This window comes from Xanthomonas sp. F4, from assembly GCF_011761895.1.
Genome location: NZ_JAASQX010000002.1, coordinates 53,247 through 68,437 on the forward strand (window position 1 = coordinate 53,247; position 15,191 = coordinate 68,437).

At 68.5% G+C, this 15,191-nt stretch carries 9 protein-coding genes; all 9 read right to left on the reverse strand.

The features are described 5' to 3' along the window. Window positions 1-88: 88 nt before the first annotated feature. Window positions 89-2,332: a methyl-accepting chemotaxis protein gene (locus tag FHR66_RS08190; protein WP_160967780.1), complete on the reverse strand. Its 2,244-nt coding sequence runs from the start codon at window positions 2,330-2,332 to the stop codon at window positions 89-91. Between the two features lie 391 nt (window positions 2,333-2,723). Beyond that, complete coding sequence (locus FHR66_RS08195) at window positions 2,724-4,949, reverse strand: methyl-accepting chemotaxis protein (RefSeq protein ID WP_160967782.1); 2,226 nt, start codon at window positions 4,947-4,949, stop codon at window positions 2,724-2,726. 166 nt (window positions 4,950-5,115) lie between these two features. After that, window positions 5,116-7,500 carry a methyl-accepting chemotaxis protein gene (locus tag FHR66_RS08200; RefSeq protein WP_160967784.1) on the reverse strand — a complete coding sequence of 795 codons (2,385 nt, stop codon included), beginning with the start codon at window positions 7,498-7,500 and terminating at the stop codon, window positions 5,116-5,118. 100 nt (window positions 7,501-7,600) lie between these two features. Then, the gene (locus FHR66_RS08205) at window positions 7,601-7,981 is read right to left on the reverse strand and encodes a hypothetical protein (protein WP_026143867.1); all 381 of its coding nucleotides are present in this window, start codon (window positions 7,979-7,981) and stop codon (window positions 7,601-7,603) included. A gap of 175 nt (window positions 7,982-8,156) precedes the next feature. Next, entirely contained in the window at window positions 8,157-8,651 is a 495-nt protein-coding gene (locus FHR66_RS08210) for a chemotaxis protein CheW (RefSeq protein WP_019796102.1), read from the reverse strand. Window positions 8,652-8,772: 121 nt separating this feature from the next. After that, window positions 8,773-9,555 (reverse strand): flagellar brake protein, encoded by a 783-nt coding sequence (locus FHR66_RS08215; protein ID WP_167087699.1) that lies wholly within the window; start codon window positions 9,553-9,555, stop codon window positions 8,773-8,775. A gap of 60 nt (window positions 9,556-9,615) precedes the next feature. Continuing rightward, on the reverse strand, window positions 9,616-11,823 hold the full coding sequence (locus tag FHR66_RS08220; protein WP_160967785.1) for a methyl-accepting chemotaxis protein: 2,208 nt from the start codon (window positions 11,821-11,823) through the stop codon (window positions 9,616-9,618). After that, window positions 11,820-12,323: a hypothetical protein gene (locus FHR66_RS08225; protein ID WP_237475344.1), complete on the reverse strand. Its 504-nt coding sequence runs from the start codon at window positions 12,321-12,323 to the stop codon at window positions 11,820-11,822. Before FHR66_RS08225 ends, FHR66_RS08220 begins: the two co-directional genes overlap by 4 nt. 281 nt (window positions 12,324-12,604) lie before the next feature. Next, on the reverse strand, window positions 12,605-15,100 hold the full coding sequence (locus tag FHR66_RS08230) for a methyl-accepting chemotaxis protein (protein WP_237475345.1): 2,496 nt from the start codon (window positions 15,098-15,100) through the stop codon (window positions 12,605-12,607). Between the last annotated feature and the right edge of the window lie 91 nt (window positions 15,101-15,191).

A 15,191-nucleotide genomic window follows, 5' to 3' on the forward strand; every position in this document is an offset into this window, starting at 1 on the left:
CGATGCTCGGTCACTCGGGTTATCGGCCGGCACCGGCCGAAATTGACAGCCGGCGTTCAGCGACGGCCATCAGCAAGGGTGTATCGGTTCAGAACTCCTGCCACTTGGCCTCGCTGGCGGTGGAAGCGCCCGCGGCGACTGCGGCGACGGGGCGCGGCCGTGTCGCCGGCCGGGGTCTGCCGCGGGCCGGGGCGGGCGCGGCTTGCGCCGTGGGCGCGTTGGCGGCGACACCGTGGTAGGTGTCCAGCTTGAACGCGGCGATGGCCGCGCCGAGTTGCCCGGCCTGGTCCTGCATCGAGCGCGCCGCGGCGGTGGCTTCCTCGACCAGGGCGGCGTTCTGCTGGGTGCTCTCGTCCATCTCCGTCACGGTCCGGTTGACCTGCTCGATGCCGGCGGACTGCTCCTGCGACGCGGCGGCGATCTCGCCCATGATGTCGGTGACGCGCCGCACCGAGGTCACGATCTCGCTCATGGTGCGGCCGGCCTGGTCGACCAGCGCCGAGCCTTCGGCGACGCGGCCGACCGACTCGTCGATCAAGCCCTTGATCTCCTTGGCGGCACTGGCCGAGCGCTGGGCGAGGGTGCGCACTTCGCTGGCGACCACGGCGAAACCGCGGCCCTGGTCGCCGGCACGGGCGGCTTCCACTGCGGCGTTGAGCGCCAGGATATTGGTCTGGAAGGCGATGCCATCGATGACGCCGATGATGTCGGCGATCTTCTTCGAGGACGCCTCGATGCCGTTCATGGTGGTGACCACCTGGCCGACCACGTCGCCACCCTGCGAGGCGACCGCGGCGGCGCCGGCGGCGAGCTGGTTGGCCTGGCGCGCATTCTCGGCGTTCTGCTTGACGGTGGAGGTCAGCTCTTCCATCGACGCGGCGGTGCGCTCCAGGCTGGCCGCCTGCTGTTCGGTGCGACGCGACAGGTCGTCGTTGCCGGCGGCGATCTCGGTCGAGGCGACATTGATGTTGGCGGCGGCGGCCTGGATGCGGCCGACGATGGCCGCCAGTTGCGCGGCGGTGGCGTTGGCGTCGTCGCGCAGCGCGGCGAACACGCCGTGGTACTCGCCGTGCATGCGCGCGGTGAGGTCGCCGGCGGCGATCGACTGCAGCAGCGTCGACAGCTCGCCCAGGTTGCGGTCGCTGACCGCCATCATCGCGTTGAGGTCCTGCACCATGGCGCGGAAGCCGAACTGGAAGCGGTCGGGATCGCCGCGCGTGCCGAACGCGCCGGCCGCGGCCGCCTCCGCCAGTTGCTTGATCTGCTCGCTCATCGCGGTCAGGTTCTGCTTGGCCATGTCCATGGTTTCGGTGAGCACGGCCTTTTCGCCGGGCAGCCGGTCCATGTCCTCGGACAGGTCGCCGATCGCGTAGCGCTGGATGATCTGCAGCAGGCGCATCTTCACCGCGATGTGCGAGGCGACCAACTCGTTGGTGCCCTTGACCATCTGCCCGTACTCGCCGGGGAAGGCGTTCTCGTCGATGCGGTAGCTGATGGTGCCGTGCGCATGCTGCTGCGCCATCTCGTCCTGCGCGCGGATCACCGCGTGGATGCGCGAGCGCATGACCAGCATGTCGTCCATCAGCTCGCCGATCTCGTCCTTGCCGTGCGGGTAGGTGGCGCCGTCCAGTTCGCCGCGGGCCACCGCCTGCGACAGGCGCTTGGCGGCGTGCAACTGGCGCGCGATGCCGCGCGCGATCAGCCAGGCGGTGACGCCGGCGAACAGCACGGCCAGCCCGAGCAGCGCCAGGATCAGGGTCTTGGTATTGGCCATCTGGCTGTCGGCGCGATCCATCTCCCGGTTCAGTTCGGCGACGTTGTACTGGGTCAGCGCCACGATGCGCTCGAACAGGGTCCGCCGCAGCGCACGCGACCGGGTGTCGGAGATCGTCTGCGCCGCCGCCACGTCACCGGCGCGCAAGGCGGTGCCCATGTCGGTGTTGGCCTGCAGATAGGCGTTCAGCGTTTCCTGGACACCGGCGTACATCTGGACCTGCTTGGGGTCGCGCATCATCGCCGCGATGACCTGCTGGTTCTTCGCCACCTCGGTGCGCACCTTCTGCATGCGCTTGAAGTAGTCGGCCTGGGCCTGGGCATCGTCGGCGCGCGACAGCTGCGCCAGCTCGTATGTACGGAACTCGCCCAGCTGCGCGCGCACCTCGGACAGGGCCTGGGTCGCCGGCACCCAGTCGTGCTCGATGTGCTTGAGTTCGGCGATCGACAGGTTGGTGCGGGAATAGGTGAACGCGCCCAGCACCAGCGTCAGCAGTGTGGTCAGGACGAAGGCGCCGATCAGCTTGTCGCGGATTTTCAGGTGCGAGAGCACGTTCATGGGCATTCCATGTGCGGTAGCGGGGTGGAAAAGCGGAGCGAAGGCGGCCGCGGCATCAGCCGGCGGAAGCGGGGCGGGGCGAGGGCGACGCAGAGGCAGGCTGCCGGTCGAGGCCGCGTGCGTGGCGCCGCCGGGACGGCCGGCGCGGAACCGTGCGCAGGATCTGCGCGCATGCGGCGCCGCGGCGCGGCGGCAAGCGACTGGACGACGGTGAAGATGGACAGCAAGGCATCACGTGCTCCCTGAACGGTCGCGGTCGTGACCCGGCGATGTCATGCGCGGATCACGTGGCGTGATCCTGATATCGACTAGCGCGGCGATTGCTTGAACCGCGCCAGGGGGTAAATCGCCATGCCGTGCCTGATCGTTTCTATGGCAGCGGTACGTCCGCTCAATCGGCCTCGATGGCCGGGGCCGCCGTGCGGACCAGCCGCAGCGGGGCCGATCGCGCCGCGCTCCGTGCCGCTGCGGCAGGCATGAGCGCCGCAGCGCCGTCCGCATGTGCCGACATCGCGTCCAGCCGGAACACCGCTGCGGCCTCGCCGAGCCGGCGGCCTTGCTCTTCCAGCGCCCGCGCCGAGGCGCTGGCCTCCTCGACCACGGCGACGTTCTGCTGGATCGCCTGGTCCATCTGCGCCACGGTGCGGCTGACCTGCTCGATGCCCATCGACTGCTCCTGCGAGGCCGCGGAAATTTCGCCCATGATGTCGGTGACGCGCTGCACCGAGGCGACGATCTCCTGCATGGTGCGGCCGGCCTGGTCGACCAGGACCGAGCCCTCGCTCACGCGGCCCACCGAGTCGTCGATCAGCGTCTTGATTTCCTTGGCGGCGTTGGCCGAGCGCTGCGCCAGGGTCCGCACTTCGGTGGCGACCACGGCGAAGCCGCGGCCCTGCTCCCCGGCGCGGGCGGCTTCCACCGCGGCGTTCAAGGCCAGGATGTTGGTCTGGAAGGCGATGCCGTCGATGACGCTGATGATGTCGGCGATCCTCTTCGACGACGCCTCGATGCCGCTCATGGTCTCGACCACTCTGCCGACCACCTCGCCGCCCTGCGAGGCCACCGACGCCGCCCCAGCCGCCAGTTGGTTGGCCTGGCGCGCGTGCTCGGCGTTCTGCTTCACGGTGGAGGTCAGTTCCTCCATCGAGGCAGCGGTCTCTTCCAGGTTGGCTGCCTGCTGCTCGGTGCGGCGCGACAGGTCCTCGTTGCCGCTGGCCAGTTCGGTGGTGGCGCCGTGGATGCTGCGCGCCGCGGCCTGGATGCGGCCGACGATGTCGGCGAGCTGGTCGGCGGTGGTGTTGGCATCCTCGCGCATCCGCGCGAACACGCCATGGAAGTCGCCCTGCATGCGCACGCTCAGGTCGCCGGCGGCGATCGCCTGCAGCAGCGCCGAGAGCTTGCCCAGGTTGCGGTCGCTGACCTCCATCATCGCGTTGAGGTCCTGCACCATCAAACGGAAGTCGTGCTGGAAGCGCTCGGCGTCGCCGCGCACGCTGAAATCGCCGGCGGCGGCCGCGGCGGCCAGACGCTTGATCTCGGTATTGATCGCCAGCAGGCTGGCCTTGGCGGCATCCATGGATTCGTGCAGCACCGCGCGGCTGCCGGGCAGGCGGCGGGCATCGCGATGCAGGTCGCCGTTGGCGTATTCGTTGAGCACGGCGATGGCGTCGACGATGGCGTCCAGGTGCTCGAACATCATGCGGTTGATGCTGGCGGCCAGTTCGCCGTACACGCCGGGGAAATCCTCCGGCATGCGGTGGGACATGTCCTTGTCGGCATGCAGCACGGCCATCCGGGCGGTCTCGCTGGAGAAGCGCTCCAGCATCCGGATCATCTCGCCGGTGGCGCGCAGCATTTCGCCGGTCTCGTCGCGGCCGGGGTTGTCGATGCGCACGCTGAGGTCGCCGCGCGACACCGCGCGGATCGCCTCCAGGCTGCGCGACACCGGCCGCAGCACCGAACTGCCGATCAGCCAGTTGATGCCGAAGGCGAGCAGCACCAGGATGCCGCCGGCCAGGGTCATCACCCCGGTGAAGATCAGCGCCTGCGCCTGCACGTCGTCCATGTAGACGCCGGTGCCGATCACCCAGTGCCAGGGCGCGAACGGGGCGTTGTAGGAAACTTTCTCCACCGGCGTCTCGTTGCCGGGCTTGGGCCACAGGTAGTCGACGTAGCCGCCGCCGGCCTCGGCCACCTTGACGAACTCGCGGAAGATCGGCTTGCCGTCGGCGCTGAGCACCTGGCCGATGTCCTTGCCGATCAGATCCTTGCGGGTGGGATGCATCAGCATGGTCGGGTGCAGGTCGTGCACGTAGAAGTAGTCCACGCCGTCGCGGGCTCGCATCGACTCCAGGGTGCGCAGGGCGGTGCGCTGCGCCTCCGCCAGCGGCATGCTGCCCTTGTCCACCTCGGCCGCATAGGCGCGTACCACGCCCAGCGCCAGCTCGATCTGGCTCTTCAGCGCCTGCTCGCGCGTGTTGCGGATGTCCAGGTACTGCATCCGCGCGGCGATCACCGCCAGCAGGACGATCCCGGCGCCCAACAACACGGTCTGCCACAGGAACTTGCGGCGCAGCGGCAGATCCGAGAGGCGGGTGAGCAACGAGCGAGACGACATCGACCTGTTCCTTGGAAAGGATCCCAGGGATTTAACGGCCCCGGGAACGATGAAATTGAGCGCGCGGCGCGATCGATTCGTAGACAATCCGCGCGCCGACGCGGCCATCAAAAAAATCCCCGGCGCGAGGCCGGGGAGAGGGATGCAGCGACAGGCCGGGCCGGTCTCAGAACTCCTGCCAGTCGGAATCGGCCAGCGCCGGTTCGACCTTGCGGGCGCGCACCGGCGCCGGCTTGGCGGAGGCGACAGCCGCAGGCTTCTTCGCCACCGGTGCCGGACGGGGTGCGGCCACGGCGTGCGGTGCATGCACCACCACGGCCTGGGCCGACTGCTCGACGCGGAAGATCGACACGGCCTCGGTCAGCTGACCGGCCTGTTCTTCCATCGAGCGCGCTGCGGCGGTGGCTTCTTCCACCAGGGCGGCGTTCTGCTGGGTGGTCTCGTCCATCTGGGTGACGGTCTGGTTGACCTGCTCGATGCCGGCGGACTGCTCCTGCGAGGCCGCGGCGATCTCGCCCATGATGTCGGTGACGCGCTGCACCGAGGCGACGATCTCGGTCATGGTCTGGCCGGCCTGGCGGACCAGGGTCGAGCCGTTGGTCACCTGGCCCACAGAAGCGTCGATCAGGCCCTTGATCTCCTTGGCGGCGTTGGCCGAGCGCTGGGCGAGGGTGCGCACTTCGCTGGCCACCACCGCAAAGCCGCGGCCCTGTTCGCCGGCACGCGCGGCTTCGACCGCGGCGTTGAGCGCCAGGATGTTGGTCTGGAAGGCGATGCCGTCGATCACCGAGATGATGTCGCCGATCTTCTTCGAGGACGCTTCGATGCCGCTCATGGTCTCGACCACGCGGCCGACCACGTCGCCGCCCTGCGAGGCCACCGAGGCCGCGCCTGCGGCCAGCTGGTTGGCCTGACGCGCATGTTCGGCGTTCTGGCGCACGGTGGAGGTCAGTTCCTCCATCGACGCGGCGGTCTCTTCCAGGTTGGCGGCCTGCTGCTCGGTGCGGCGCGACAGGTCGTCGTTGCCGGCGGCGATCTCGCCGGCCGCGGCGTTGATCGCGTTCGCCGACTGCTGGATGCGGCCGACGATGGCCGCCAGCTGTTCGGCCGTGGCGTTGGCGTCGTCGCGCATGGTCGCGAACACGCCCTGGAAGTCGCCGTGCATGCGCGCGGTGAGGTCGCCTTGCGACAGCGCGGTCAGCAGCTTGGACACTTCGCCGATGCTGTCGCCGTTGGCCTGCAGCAGGCCGTTGAGCTGCTGCGCCAGCTGCAGGAAGAAGCCGTGCTTGCCTTCCACGCCGACGCGCCCGCTGAGGTCGCCGGCGGCGGCCTCGCGCACGATCTTGGCCACTTCCTGCTCGACCTGCGCTTCCAGGGTGCGGTCGCGCGCTTCGCAGACGAAGCCGATGTGGTTGCCATGCGCATCGCGGATGGCGGTGATGGTCTGGGCGATGCGCGTGTCGGCATAGACCATCTCGCGCTCCATGACGCCGTTCTTTTCCAGCTCCGACAGGGTCTTGGGGTCGTGCTGGTTGCGGTACTCCAGTACCGTGACCGGCGAGCCCACCAGCGGCAGGCTCGAATCGAAGGCCGGCGCCACCGATTGGATCTGCTGGGCGTACTTGTCGGCCAGGCCCTGCATCGACGGGTTGGCGTAGACGATGTTGTAGTCCAGGTCGACGATGAACATGCCGGTGGAGGAATTGTCCAGCGCGGTGCGGATGCGCAGGTTCTCGGAGGCGACCGCGGCGTCGCGCTCGATGCGCCCGCGCAGGTCCTGCTGCATGCGCTTGAGCGCCTGCATCAGCTCGCCGATTTCGTCCTTGCCGTTGGCGTCGATATGTCCGTCGAGCTTGCCGCCGGCGACATCGCTGGCGACCTTGACCGCATCGCGCACGCTGTTGGCCAGCATCCGGCCGAACAGGAAGGCCATGCCGATCGCGGCGCCAAAGCCGATCAGCAGGCAGACCAGCAGGGTGGCGGCGGCCTTGCGGTAGGTGCCGCTGGCGGCGTCGGCTGCGGTCTTGGCCTGGCGGTCGTTCTCGCCGATCAGCGCGATGACGTCATCCATCACCTTGTTGTGCAGGGTGCGGGTCTCGCCGGTGAAGGTGTCGATGGCATCGTCGTGCAGATCCAGCTGCAGCATTTCGTCGACGGACTGGTAGGAGGCGCTGGCCTTCTTCCAGTCGGCGACCAGGCGATCATAGAGCGCCTTTTCCTGCGGGCTGGCGATCCTGGGGGGATACTTGGCCAGGATCGTATCCAACTGCTTCTTCAGCGCGGCCTGGCGCGCAGCCGATTCCTTCTTCAGTGCATCGCTGCTGCGGATCAGGCTCTGGTAGGCGGCATTGCGGTACTCGCCGAGGATGCCGCGCATTTCGCCGCCGGTGCGCACGCTCGGCACCACCTGCGTCGATACGTCTTTGGTCACGCCATCGAGCGCGTTCAGGCCGCGATAGGCGGCCACGCCCTGGATCAGCATCAGCGCCAGCACGACGCCGAATGCCAGCATCAGCTTGGGCATCACCTTGAGATCTTTTATCCACTGCATGAGCGGTTCCCGTAATTCGGAGGGGGGCGACAAGGGGCAAAAACGACAAACGCCGCCGTGCCGGACCGTCTGTGCGGGTCCAGCGCGGCGGCGCAAAGGCTTACTTGATGGTCGCCAGCTTCAGGCTGGACGGCGCGCTGACCTGGATTTCGGCACGCGAGCTGTCGCGCTCGATCTTGCCGATCACGCAGACGTCCTTGCCTTCCAGGGTCTCCGGCGCGAAGCCGAACTTGCTGCGGTCGGCGCCGGCGATGCGGGCGGAGAAGGTGTGGCGCGGGAACATGCCGCCCATGTACAGGAAGGTCGGCTCGCCTTCGGAGTTCTGCGCGTACTTGGCCTTCTCGACCTTGCCGCAGACCATGCCGTCCTTGCCGACGAAGCGGGTGGCCATCTCCGGCGGGATCATCTGCTGGGACTGGGCGAAGGTGCTGGGGCTGGCGGCGAGCAGCAGGACCAGCAGCATGGGAAAGCTCGGTTTCATGGAACGACTCCTTGGGGGCGGGGGCTGAAGTGAGGGCTGTGTGATGGCCAGCCACCTTTCAGCTATCGGCCTGAAACCGGTTAACTTGATTCTCACAAGTGATAAACAGTTCGCATTTCAAATAAAAAACCCGCCGTGAGGCGGGTTTCGTCTACAGCCGGGCCGGCCGTCGCCGTCAGGCGGCTTCGTCGACGTGGGCGTGCTGCTGGCCGAACTCGGCGCTGTCCAGCAGGGTCTCGATGTCCAGCAGGATCAACATCTTGTCGTCCTGGGTGCCGATGCCGGAGATGAAGCGGGTATCGACCGCGGCGCCGAACTCGGGGGTCGGGCGGATCTGCTCTTCGTTCAACGGGATCACGTCGGAGACGCTGTCCACGACGATGCCGACCACGCGGTTCTCGACGTTGAGCACGATCATCACGGTGAAGGCGTCATAGCGCGCCTCCTTCAGGCGCAGCTTCAGGCGCAGGTCGATCACCGGCACGATGGTGCCGCGCAGGTTGATCACGCCCTTGATGTACTCGGGGGCGTCCGGGACCCGGGTCACCGAGTCGTAGCCGCGGATTTCCTGCACCTTGAGGATATCCACGCCGTAGTGTTCTTCACCGAGGGTGAAGCTGAGGAATTCGCCGCCGGTGGCGCCGGAGGTGGAGGTGGTCTTGTCGTTCATCGTGTGCTCCTGGTGCGCACGGAATTGCGGTGGTGGCGGAATTGGGGAAGCGCGACTCTGATGCTAGATCGGCGCGTGGCCGCCGAACTTTAGACCTCGGCCGGTTGGCCGGGCCCGGCGTTCAGGAAAGCACGCCGCTCTTGCGGGCGCTGCGCTGGCGCTCGATGCGGAACACGTAGCGCTGGATCGCCGCGTCGGCGCCGCGCGGCAGGTCCAGGAAGCGCATGCCTACCCGCAGCGTGTCCTGGCCGTTGGCGAGCTTGGAGACATACATGTTGCAGACCTGCAGGGTCAGCCGGATGGCGTCGGCATCGGGCAACTGCAGCACGCAGTTCGGGTAGCGCTCCTGCACTTTCGGCATCGGCTGGCCGTGCACCAGCGCCACCGCCAGGCCGCCGCCGCTGATGTCCACCACGCGCAGCTTCAGTTCGACCTGGCCGGCGTCGTCCTCGATGCGCAGCACGCACAGCGGCGAGTCGGTGATGGGGGTCTCCAGGCGGAAATGCTCGCGCCGCTGCAGGTAGTACAGCGATTCCGGGAGCGGGGCGCGGAAGCCGTGCTGGCCGTCGTGTTCGACGCGCTGGGGGTGTTCGATGCGGAAACGCACCCGTACCTTGTCCAGTTGGGCGAAGCACAGCAGGTACTCGGCCTGTTCGGCGGCGCGATTGGAGGCTTCGTTGACGCTCAGGTCCAGCAGCACTTCGTCCTCGTCCAGCGCCAGCAGCGCGGTCGAGAAGGCCTGGTCGCGGCCGCCCACGTGCGCGCTGACCTGCGAACGCTGCTGGATCAGCGACTGCAGCAACTGGCGGATCTGTCGCGGCTTGTCCAGCAGGAAACGGTCGTCCTCCACCTCTTCTTCCGGCGAAGACGGGACGTGGGAGTCGCTGGGAGTGCCTTCGGCCATGGTGGACAGTGCGTACGGGAAGTGGGTGGGGCCGCACCGCATCGGCACGCCCCACGCATGCTATCGGCTGAGCTGGGCTTTTTTGTAGACCGGATGCACGTTGCCGCCGCTGGCGGAGACGCCCGACGGCGAGCGCTGCTCCAGGGTGAAGGATGCCACGGCCCGGGCCAGTTCGCCCGCCTCCTGTTCCATCGAACGCGCGTTGGCGCTGGCTTCCTCGACCAGGGCGGCGTTCTGCTGGGTCGCCTCGTCCATCTGGGTGACGGTCTGGTTGACCTGCTCGATGCCGGCCGACTGTTCCTGCGAGGCCGAGGCGATGTCGCGCATGATGTCGGTGACCCGCTGCACCGAGGTCACGATCTCGCTCATGGTGCGCCCGGCCTGGTCGACCAGCGCCGAGCCTGTGGCGACGCGGCCGACCGACTCGTCGATCAGGTCCTTGATCTCCTTGGCCGCACTCGACGAGCGCTGGGCGAGGGTGCGCACCTCGCTGGCCACGACGGCGAAGCCGCGGCCCTGGTCGCCGGCGCGCGCGGCTTCCACCGCGGCGTTCAGCGCGAGGATGTTGGTCTGGAAGGCGATGCCGTCGATGACGCCGATGATGTCGGCGATCTTCTTCGAGGACGCCTCGATGCCGTTCATGGTGGTGACCACCTGGCCGACCACGTCGCCGCCCTGCGAGGCCACCGCCGCCGCGCCGACCGCCAGTTGGTTGGCCTGGCGCGCATGCTCGGCGTTCTGCTTGACGGTGGAGGTCAGCTCCTCCATCGAGGCCGCAGTTTCTTCCAGGCTCGCCGCCTGCTGTTCGGTGCGGCGCGACAGGTCGTCGTTGCCCGCGGCGATCTCGCCGGCCGCGGTGTTGATCGCATCGGAGGCGCCTTGGATCTGCCGCACGATCGTCGACAATTGCTCGGCAGTGGCGTTGGCGTCGTCCTTCATGTTCGCGTACACGCCCTGCAGGTCGGCGTCGATGCGCCGCGACAGGTCGCCCTCGGCCAGCGCGCGCAACAACTGCTGGATGTGGCCCAGGCCGGAGGCGCTGGCAGCGAGCATGGCGTTGATCTGTTCGCCCAACTGCAGCAGGAAGCCGTGCTTGCCGTCCAGGCGGATGCGCCCGCCGAGGTCGCCGGCGACTGCGCCGCGCACGATGCCGGCGATCTCTTCTTCCACCGCCACCTCCTCGGTGCGATCGGCCCATTCCACCACGAAGCCCAGGCGGTTGCCCGCCGCGTCGGTGACCGGATTGACGATCAGGCGCATGGTGTGGCCGCCCACGCGGATCTGCGCACGGTGCGTGCCCTTGAGCTCGGCGAGCATGCGCGCCTGATGTTCCGGGTGGCGGTGGAACACGTCGATGGTCTGGCCCAGCAGTGCGCTGGCATCGAACTGCGGCAGATCGCGGCGCAGATCCTCCTGCACGTCGCTGAGCATCTGCAGCAGCGGCCGGTTGACGTAGACGATGCGGCGCTCGGCGTCGGCGATCATCACGTTGGTGGTGACGTCGTCCAGCGCGCTGCGGATGCGCTGGGTCTCGCGCTGGGCCTCGCTGTCCTGCTCGCGGCTGTGCAGCAGTTGCGCGTTGGCGGCGACCAGGGTGTGGGCGATGGAGCCTTCCGGCAGGGTCAGCGCGCGGATTGCGGCCGGCAGCGGCTGCTGCTGGGCGATGGCGCGCGCGGCCTGCGCCAGATCGTGCGGGTCGTGGCCCACATCCAGCAGTTGCCGGCGCATCTGCACCGCCATCGGCACCAGGATCGCCGCTTCCACCGCCACGTACAACGCGTGGATCGCCAGAATGCCGATTCCGGCCTCGGCGGTGAACACGCGCACCGGCAGGCCGCGATGCTGCAGCCAGAAGAACAACACGTGATGCACGGCGATCGCCGCGGCGGCGACCATGATCGGCCGCCAGTCGCGGTAGTACAGCAACAGCGCGATCAGCAGGATGACGCCGAAGTGCACCTCGATCATGCCGCCGGCCTGCTGGATCAGCGCGGCCGCCAGTACCATCAGGCCCAGCGCCACGGTGCAGCGGCTGAGCAGGCTGCCCGGATACAGCTTCACCTGCAGGGCGATGACCGCCAGGGTCGGCAGGCTGACCGTCAGCCACAACGTCCACGTGCCCTGATGCCAGGCGGCGCCCAGGCTGGCGAGGGTGGCCAGCACCGCCACCACCACGAACAGGCGGTCGGCCTGGGCCGCCAGTTTCTGCAGATAGACGTAGCGCTCGTTGCCGATGAGGAAATTGCCGTGGTGAGGCGACGCGCTCATGCGAGGGATTCCTTGGAGTCGATGGGACATCCGCACGAGGCGGGCGAGATCAGCGGCGAGACGCCGCTGGTGGCGAGTAGCCGGGGGATCAGCGTGGCGGCGGCGATGGAGCTGCCGCAGCCGGCCAGTTGTGCCGGGCCGGCATAGATCAGGCGGGACTGCGCATCAAAGACGATCAGCGCATAGGGCAGGGCCGGTGGTGCCGCACGGTCGCGCAGGTCGACGCTGCGGATGCCCGGCAGTGGCGCCGTCGTCGGTGCGGCGCATGCGCAGTCGGCCACGCGCAGGCGGAACGCGACGGCCTGGCCGGCGGTGACGGCGGCGGGCGCGAAGGCCAGCAGGCGCGCACGGATGGCCTCGGCGCTGTCGGCCGGGGGCGGCGTGGCAGACGCCACCAGGTGGGCGACGGCCCAGACGCTCCAGACCGCCAGCAGCAACAGGCCCGCCGGCAATCGCAGAACGTGCCGCGATCGGTCGGCATCGGTGGGGCGTGTCTGCATGGAAGACCGGCCTGGGCGGCGCCGGCATCTACCGGCTGTTCACGTTATCGACAGCGACCATCGTTCCTTAAGGTGGTATTCATTCCATTTCACGCTGTGGTCACGATACCGCTTTGGTGTGTCCGTACCGAAGCTGAATGTCTCAGGCTTGGAAACGATCGGCCGCGGGACGCCCGCAGCCGATCGGTCTTTCCAGTTGTCGCGTCGGTGGCAGGCGTGGCGCCGCCGGCCGGTGCCGGGCAGGCGGCAGGCTGGCTCCAGGGTGACCCTCGCGCGCAGGCTCAGGCGAGCGTGTGCGCCGGCCCGTGCGGGGACAGCACCGCCGGCGCGCGTGCCGAGGACGCGGTTTCCACCTTGAACACCGCCACCGCCTGGCGCAGCTGCCCGGCCTGATCTTCCATCGAACGTGCCGCGGCGGTGGCTTCTTCCACCAGTGCCGCGTTCTGCTGCGTGCTCTCGTCCATCTGGGTGACGGTGCCGTTGACCTGTTCGATGCCCGACGATTGTTCCTGCGAGGCGATGGCGATCTCGCCCATGATGTCGGTGACGTGCTGCACCGAGGTCACGATCTCCTGCATCGTGTTGCCGGCACGTTCGACCAGGGCCGAACCCTCGGCGACGCGCTCGACCGAATCATCGATCAGGCCCTTGATCTCCTTGGCGGCGCCGGCCGAGCGCTGCGCGAGCGTGCGCACTTCGCTGGCGACCACGGCGAAGCCTCGACCCTGTTCGCCGGCCCGCGCGGCTTCGACCGCGGCGTTGAGCGCCAGGATATTGGTCTGGAAGGCGATACCGTCGATGACGCTGATGATGTCGCCGATCTTCTTCGACGACGCCTCGATGCCGCTCATGGTCTGCACCACCTGGCCGACCACGTCGCCGCCTTGCGAGGCCACCGAGGCCGCGCTGGCGGCCAACTGGTTGGCCTGGCGCGCGCGTTCGGCGTTCTGCTTGACCGTGGAGGTCAGCTCCTCCATCGAGGCCGCAGTTTCTTCCAGGCTCGCCGCCTGCTGTTCGGTGCGGCGCGACAGGTCGTCGTTGCCGGTGGCGATCTCGGCCGCGGCGCCGTTGATGCTGATCGCGGCGGTCTGGATGCGCGCGACGATCGTCGCCAGTTGTTCGGTGGTGCTGTTGGCGTCGTCGCGCATGGTCGCGAACACGCCCTGGAAATCGCCGTGCATGCGCGCGGTCAAATCGCCCGCGGCGATGGCGCGCAGCAGGGACGACAGCGCCTGCAGGTTGCCGTCGGAGGTGGCCATCAACTGGTTGAGGCTGTCGACCATCAGCCGGAAGTCGTACTGGAAGCGCGCGGTATCGCCGCGCACGCTGAAGTCGCCGGCCGCGGCGGCGCCGGCCAGGTGCTTGATCTCGGTGTTCATCGCGGTCAGGTTGTGCTTGACCGTGTCCATCGTCTCGGTGAGACGCGCCTTTTCGCCCGGCAGGCGGTCCATGTCTTCGGACAGGTCGCCGATGGCGTAACAGCCCATGATCTGCGCCAGGCGCTCGGTCACCGCGATGTGCGATGCGGCCAGCGCATTGCTGTCGCGGACCATGCGCCCGTAGTCGCCCGGGAAGGTGCTTTCGTCCATGCGGTAACTGGTCTGGCCGGCATCGTGGCACTTGGCCATCTCGGTCTGCGCGGCCAGCACCTCGCGCAGCTGTTGCTGCATGCGTTGCATGTCGGCCAGCAGTCGCCCGCTTTCGTCGCGGCTGGGCACCACGATGCGGGCGTCCAGGCGGCCCTCGGCGATGTCGGCGGCGACGCTGGCGGCGCGGCGCACGTTGCGGGTCAGGGTGATCAGCGTATGCACGCAAACCGCCGCGATCAGCAGGGTCAGCAGGCCGAGCCCGGCAGCGGCGGCCCACATCGCCTGCAGCGAGGCGTCCAGGTGTCGTTGCGATTGGCGCTGCAGCGCCTGCAAGCCGGTGGCACTGAGGCTGTGCAAGGCGTCGTCCCAGCCATGCAGGGCCGCGTCCCAACGTTGATCGGCATCGGCGTTGCCGCCGTCCAGGGCCTGCGCCAGCTGCGGCAGCGCGCGATCGGCGACCGCCGCCTCGGCGGCGACCGCACGCGACAAGGCCGGATCCGGTTGCTCCAGCAGGCCCAGCGCCTTCTTCAGCTCATGCCGCAGGCGCGCGTGATCGCGGGCCAGTTCGGCGATCTGCGCGTGCAGCATCGGCGTCTCGGCGCCGGCCTGGGAGGGGACGTGCATCGCATCCAACCGGGTCAGCGTTTCGCTGGTGACCGGGGCGTAGATCAGGCTGCTGACCACCAAGTGGTAGCTTTCCACGTACGGCGTATAGACCAGCTGGCTGTCGTCGCGCAGGGCATCCAGCGCGTCGTCGGCCTGGTCCGCCACCGCCGCGAAATCGTTGCGCCTGGTCCGCAAGATCTGCTGCAGCTGCGCCAGCGCCGCCGTGCTGCGGTCGAAGCCGGGCAGGGACGGCACGGTCCGCTGCAGTTCGCGCAGCGCCCGGTCCGCGGTGTCGCGCGCTTTCGCCACGTCTGCGGCGTCGCCCACCTGTTCTTCCTGCAGCGCCCCGAGCAGGACCAGCATGTCGCGCAGCGGCGCGTAGCTGCGCAGTTCGGCGCGGCTGACCTCCACGCCGTCGCTGAGCGTGCGCGTGTACAGCAGCAGCGGAATGGCCAGCCCGATCAAGGCCAGGGCGCCGATCAGGCTGAGCTTGCGCGCGATGGGAAGGTCGTGCCAGACCCGCAAACGGGAGCGGTGTTCGGAGGCGAGCGGAGCGGCGTGGTTCGCGGGATGCGACGTCATTGCGCGGGTCTCTGAGGAAGAGCGAAAGAAGGCGGGCGATCCACAGGGAACCGCGCCATGGGAATGCGGGGTGCAACCGGATGGCCGCGGA